Here is a 5,272-nt window from a genome sequence, read left to right as displayed (position 1 = left end):
GCAGGTGGGGCGGGGGCGACTGACCCTCGCAGAGTTCTCCGATCTTTCTGCGAGGATCTGGGAAGCCACCGCCGGTTCCGAGCTCGAGGCGGTGCTCTCCGAGGCCGATGTGCTTCCGAAGTCGGGCACCCCGATGAGCGCCGCCGATGCCGCCGACCAAGTAGTCGTCGGGCGGCACTCGGAGCCTGCGGTGGTCATCGAGGACGATGGTCCCATCCGCTCGTGGTTCGACGACGTCGAGCGCAAGGGACGTTGGGATCTGACGACGAAGGTCGAAGTCGCGGCGTACCTGGGAGACATCTTCCTCGATCTCCGCGAGGCGATCATCGACTCGGAGGTCTCGGAGCTGAGCACACATTCGGTGCTCGGCGACACCCGGATCCTCGTCCCGCCGGGCGTGCGAGTGGTGCTGAGCGGCAACCGGATCATGGGTAGTCTCAAGACCGACGAGGGGAACTACGCGTCGCCCACGGGGCCGACCATCAGGATCAAGGCCGATTCATTTATGGGCGACGTGAAGATCCGGGTGCTCGCCGGCGGCGAGAAGATCCCGAAGACGTGGAAGTGGTTCTGATCGGCGGGGTCAGCGGTTGGCACCGCGCGGGAAGCGCGGTCTGAATGCCGGAGGGCAGGCATATGGTTTGCCCATGGATGTCCTCGCCCCTGCTTCACATGGACTCACGGATCTTGACGATCCAGCGGAATCAACGCTAGATTGTCTTTATTGCTCCCCGCCACTCTGGGAATTCCCACGATTGGCGGGGTTATTTTATTTCGCGCGAGTTGAACCCTTTCGAACCGTACCTGCCGAGTGGATACGTTCCTCGTTGTGGAGGCGGGGATGAGCGCCGAGGAGCCCAAGATTGGCGCCGCCGTCGTCGTCTACTACCAGAACGTTCACCTCACCGCGCACGAGCTCTTCGCCGAGCGCGGGGAACGCAAATTCGAAACGCTTATCCACCCGTTCCACTTCGCCCGGACACTCATCAATGCGCGGAACGCCGGACAGAAAGCGGGCTATCCGGACGCGGAGCTCTTGCAGGTCGTGGCCTTTCGTAGGCAACCGTCGAGCACACACGAGCCGCGGCAATTCGGCCGGCCCGAGGCGCAACGGGCGGCGTGGTGCCAGTCGGATCCCCGGGTGAGCGTCGTATACGGGCCGCTCCGATACCGCCGGGCCCCGGATGCTCCGACCGCTTGCAGCACGCTCAGCGGTTATGCCGAGGTGCGAATGGAGGTCATGGAGAAGGGCATCGATGTGCTTTGTGCGCTCCAGGTCCTAGCGCAGGCGAGGAAACCAGATATCGGCCTTGTGATTCTTGCATCGCACGACACGGACCTCGTGCCGGCACTTGATGCCGCGATCGACGAGGACGCGGCAAAGATAGAAACGTGCCAGTGGTACGCGCCGGAGGTCCGGCACACCAAATGGCTTCAGCCCACAGGCTCGAGGAGGACCTGGAACACCCGGTTGTTCAGGGAGCAATTCGAGTCGCCCCGTGATCCAAGCATTTATTGGATGCAAGGTCGTTGACCGCCGTGTTGGTTGGGTCGCTACTACGCCCGGACGTACGTGAGGAACCGGTACCGCACCGGGCCGTCCCAGCCGTCGACATGTCCCTCGGCCGATTCCGTCCATTCGCCCGTCTTGGCGAGCGACCACTGCTTGGGATCGAGGGCCGGGGCGCGCACGGAGCCGGGCGCGGTGGCGTCGAATTCCGTCACGACCGCCGAGTCCGCGAGGGGTTCCGCGGCGGCATAGACCGTGCCGCCGCCGAGGATGTCGGCGTCGCCGCCGGCGAGATCGAGGGCCTCGGCGAGCGACCCCGTCCGCTCGGCGCCCTCGGGCACGAATCCCTCGTCCCGGGACAGGACGATGTTGCGGCGGCCGGGGAGCGGGCGGAAGCGCGGCGTCAGACTGTCCCATGTAGCGCGCCCCATGATCACGGTCCGCCCGCGCGTCGTGGCGACGAAATGGCGCATGTCCTCCGGCACCGACCACGGCATGCCGGTGCCGGTGCCGATCACGCGGTCGCGGGCCTGCGCCCAGACCATCCGCACGCGCGGAGCGTTCGCGCCCCTGGCGTCTGCGCCGTCGCCGGCGCCAGCGTCTGCGTCTGCACGCACGCTCACACCGCCACCGGCGCCTTTATGCCCGGGTGATGCTCGTAGCCGATGATCTCGAAGTCATCGAAACGGTAGTCGAAGATCGAATCGGCGTTGCGCAGCTCGAGCTTCGGATACGGGTACGGCGAACGTGACAGCTGCGTGCGGACCTGCTCGACGTGGTTGTCGTAAATGTGGCAGTCGCCGCCGGTCCACACGAACTCGCCGACCTCGAGGCCGGCCTGCTGCGCCATCATGTGCGTGAGCAGCGCGTAGGAGGCGATGTTGAACGGCACGCCGAGAAACATGTCCGCCGAGCGCTGGTAGAGCTGGCACGAGAGCTTGCCGTCGGCGACGTAGAACTGGAACATCATGTGGCACGGCGGGAGCGCCATGTTCTCGAGTTCGGAGACGTTCCAGGCCGAGACGATGTTGCGCCGCGAATCGGGGTTCTCGCGCAGGGTGTCGAGTGCGCGGGCGATCTGGTCGATGTGGCGGCCGTCCGGGGTGGGCCACGAGCGCCACTGCACGCCGTAGACGGGGCCGAGATCGCCGGTGGGCGAGGCCCATTCGTCCCAGATGGAGACGCCGTGCTCGTGGAGGTACCCGACGTTGGAATCGCCGCGCAGGAACCACAGCAACTCGTACGCGACGGACTTGAAGTGGACGCGCTTCGTGGTAATCAGCGGGAAGCCCTCGGCGAGGTCGTACCGCAGCTGCCGGCCGAAGAGCGAACGCGTGCCCGTGCCCGTCCTGTCGGATTTCGGCGTGCCCTCGTCGAGCACGAGCTGCAGGAGGTCCTCGTAGGGCGTGGGAATCGCGGACATACCCTTGATTATGGCCGAGTCCGGCCTGCCGATGCGAACGCGGCGCGGTGCGTCCGTCGCCGATACCTGGAGGAGCGCGAATGCCAGAGCACGCGGAAGGACTATCGGGGATGACGGCGGACGCTGCGGAATTCGTTTTGGCCATCGATTCGGTGACCCTCGTGCGGCAGCGGCGACCGCTCCTGCAGGACGTATCCTTTCACGTCCGCCCGGGGGAGCACTGGGCGCTCTTGGGTCCGAACGGAGCCGGGAAGTCGACGCTGCTAAGCCTGTGCGGGGCCCGGGAGCATCCGACGTCCGGGGAGGTGCACGTGCTCGGCCATCGCCTCGGCCGCGTGGACATGCAGTGGCTGCGGACGATCATCGGCCACGTCGATCCGCGGTCGCGGATCGAGCCCTGGCTATCCGTGCGGGAATCGCTGTTCACCGGTCTGCTCGGGGCGACGGGCCTGCGGAGGCACTGGGAGCCGAGCGAGGTCGAGCGCGAACGGGCGGAGGAGCTTCTCGAGGCGCTCGGCATCGCGACGAAGGCGGACCGCAAGTGGGAGGTGCTCTCGCAGGGCGAGCGCGGCCGGGTGCTCATCGCCCGCGCCCTGATGACCCAGCCGCGTCTGCTGCTCCTCGACGAGCCGACGACCGGCCTCGATCTCGCCGCCCGGGAAACGCTGCTCACGGTCGTGGCGCGGCTCGGCGAGCTGCGCCCGGAGCTCGCGACGGTGATGGTGACGCACCATCTCGAGGAGCTCCCGGCCTCGACGAGCCACGCGATGGTCCTCGCCGACGGGCAGGAGCTCGCATGCGGGACGGCGGACGAGGCTATTACGTCGGCCGTGATCTCCGAGGCCTTCGACTACCCGGTGCGCGTCGAGCGTAACCGTGGGCGCTGGACTGCGGTCGGGGAATAGGGCGACGCCGGCGGCAACTCAGCGCCGGTGGCCGGCGGGATCGCGGCGCACGTAGTTCTGTGGCGGGAGCTGGGCTGCTGCCGCGAGCACCTCGTCCGCGATCTCCGGGCGGCACACCACGAGGTCTTCGCGCCACGGGTCCTCGAGATTGAAGCTCGGCGGGGTGCCGTCGAGGTGGGAAACGTGCAGTCCGGCGCTGCGGGCGACACCGAAAGGCGCGGCCTGATCCCACTCGTTGTGTCCGCCGGTGTGGATGTAGACGTCGGCGTCGCCGAGTAGCACGGAGATGGTCTTCGCGCCGGCCGAGCCCATGGGGCGGACCTTGCGGCCCAGCCGCGCGGCGAAGTCCTCGATCCCCGCCGGCGGGGTGGAGCGTGAGGCGACGATCGTCCCTGACATCGGCCCGTCGACGTACTGGCAGAGATCGTCCCGGAACACCCGCTGAGCGTCGGGCATGCCGACCGCCGCGGCCGCGATCTCGCCGTCGACCGAGAGGGCCACGTGCACGGCCCAGTCGCCTCGCCCTGTGGCGTATTGCTTGGTCCCGTCGATCACGTCGAGCACCCACACACGGGATTTCTCGAGCCGCGACAGATCGTCCGCGAAATCCTCGGACAGGATCCCGTCCTCGGGGCGCTGGGCCGCGAGGACCTCCTCCGCCCATTCGTGCGCCACGGCGTTGGCGACGCGGGCGAGGGGCCGGCCCTCGATGAGCCCGCCCGAGCGGGCACCCGTGGCGATGGCGCCGATGCCCTCGGCCAGGTAGTACGCGAGTTGATGGTCGCCTAGTTCTCTCACTCTTTCGAGCTTAGGGAGTGGGGCCGACACTTTCGACAGGTCGACGAAGTTCGTCCGGCGTCATACGGGGTCTGTCATGGAACCGGGCGGGGCGGAATGTCTGTGATGTGCGGAACAATGATGGACGTGAAGGAAAGTAGCGAGAGCGGACACGCAGGGGGGCGCGGGGTGCCCCCGCTGCCCGAGTCATTCTCGCAGCCCACCGCGCAGTGGTTCGCCGAGTCGTTCGGTGCGCCCACCGCAGCCCAGTCCGGGGCCTGGGACTCCATCGCGCGGAGTGCACACACGCTGGTCGTGGCGCCCACGGGCTCGGGCAAGACGCTCGCAGCGTTCCTCTCCGCGCTCGACCGCCTGTTCGCCGAGGAGTCGGAGCGCAGCGGAACGCAGGTCGTCTACATCTCTCCACTCAAAGCGCTCGCCGTGGACGTCGAGCGGAACCTCCGCGCGCCGCTCGCGGGCATCGCGCGCACCCGCGAGGCCGAGGGCCTTCCACCCCGCGAGGTCACCGTCGGCATCCGCACCGGGGATACGCCGCCAGGCGAGCGCGCCAAGCAGCGCCGAAAGCCCCCGGACATCCTCGTCACCACTCCGGAGTCGTTCTATTTGTTGTTGACGTCCGGGTCCCGCGAAGGCCTG

7 protein-coding genes are annotated in these 5,272 nt (G+C 67.8%); 4 read left to right on the top strand and 3 right to left on the bottom strand.

The window, feature by feature from the left end; translation table 11 throughout:
- The coding region (locus tag V7E05_RS13105; RefSeq protein WP_333620085.1) for a LiaF domain-containing protein at positions 1-574 on the top strand (574 nt) is incomplete at its 5' end.
- Between the two features lie 267 nt (positions 575-841).
- Positions 842-1,534, top strand: coding sequence for an NYN domain-containing protein (locus V7E05_RS13100; RefSeq protein WP_333620084.1), 693 nt, complete (start codon positions 842-844; stop codon positions 1,532-1,534).
- Positions 1,535-1,557: 23 nt separating this feature from the next.
- Here the strand turns inward: V7E05_RS13100 and V7E05_RS13095 are convergent, their stop codons facing one another.
- Together V7E05_RS13095 and V7E05_RS13090 are read right to left on the bottom strand one after the other, a co-directional pair.
- Positions 1,558-2,133, bottom strand: a complete 576-nt coding sequence (locus tag V7E05_RS13095) for a dihydrofolate reductase (protein ID WP_333620083.1) — start codon at positions 2,131-2,133, stop codon at positions 1,558-1,560.
- Positions 2,130-2,933, bottom strand: coding sequence for a thymidylate synthase (locus V7E05_RS13090; protein WP_333620082.1), 804 nt, complete (start codon positions 2,931-2,933; stop codon positions 2,130-2,132). Before V7E05_RS13090 ends, V7E05_RS13095 begins: the two co-directional genes overlap by 4 nt.
- Positions 2,934-3,013: 80 nt before the next feature.
- Here V7E05_RS13090 and V7E05_RS13085 point away from each other — a divergent pair, with 80 nt between their 5' ends.
- Positions 3,014-3,838, top strand: coding sequence for an ABC transporter ATP-binding protein (locus V7E05_RS13085; protein WP_333620081.1), 825 nt, complete (start codon positions 3,014-3,016; stop codon positions 3,836-3,838).
- Positions 3,839-3,856: 18 nt separating this feature from the next.
- Here V7E05_RS13085 and V7E05_RS13080 read toward each other — a convergent pair whose 3' ends face one another.
- Positions 3,857-4,636, bottom strand: a complete 780-nt coding sequence (locus V7E05_RS13080) for an inositol monophosphatase family protein (protein WP_333620080.1) — start codon at positions 4,634-4,636, stop codon at positions 3,857-3,859.
- Positions 4,637-4,804: 168 nt separating this feature from the next.
- Between V7E05_RS13080 and V7E05_RS13075 the strand changes: the two genes are divergently transcribed.
- Positions 4,805-5,272: DEAD/DEAH box helicase (locus V7E05_RS13075; protein ID WP_333620088.1), on the top strand; the 468-nt coding region annotated here is incomplete at its 3' end.

The sequence above is a fragment of the Dietzia sp. genome, assembly GCF_036741115.1.
GTDB lineage: Bacteria > Actinomycetota > Actinomycetes > Mycobacteriales > Mycobacteriaceae > Dietzia.
Note: the sequence above shows the minus strand (reverse complement) of the source record. Positions and strands in the feature narration are given on the sequence as shown.

Bases quoted from the DNA above. Each gene is read 5' to 3' on its own strand.
- V7E05_RS13100 (WP_333620084.1), top strand. From the start codon at position 842: ATGAGCGCCGAGGAGCCCAAGATTGGCGCCGCCGTCGTCGTCTACTAC.
- V7E05_RS13090 (WP_333620082.1), bottom strand. From the start codon at position 2,933: ATGTCCGCGATTCCCACGCCCTACGAGGACCTCCTGCAGCTCGTGCTC.
- V7E05_RS13085 (WP_333620081.1), top strand. From the start codon at position 3,014: ATGCCAGAGCACGCGGAAGGACTATCGGGGATGACGGCGGACGCTGCG.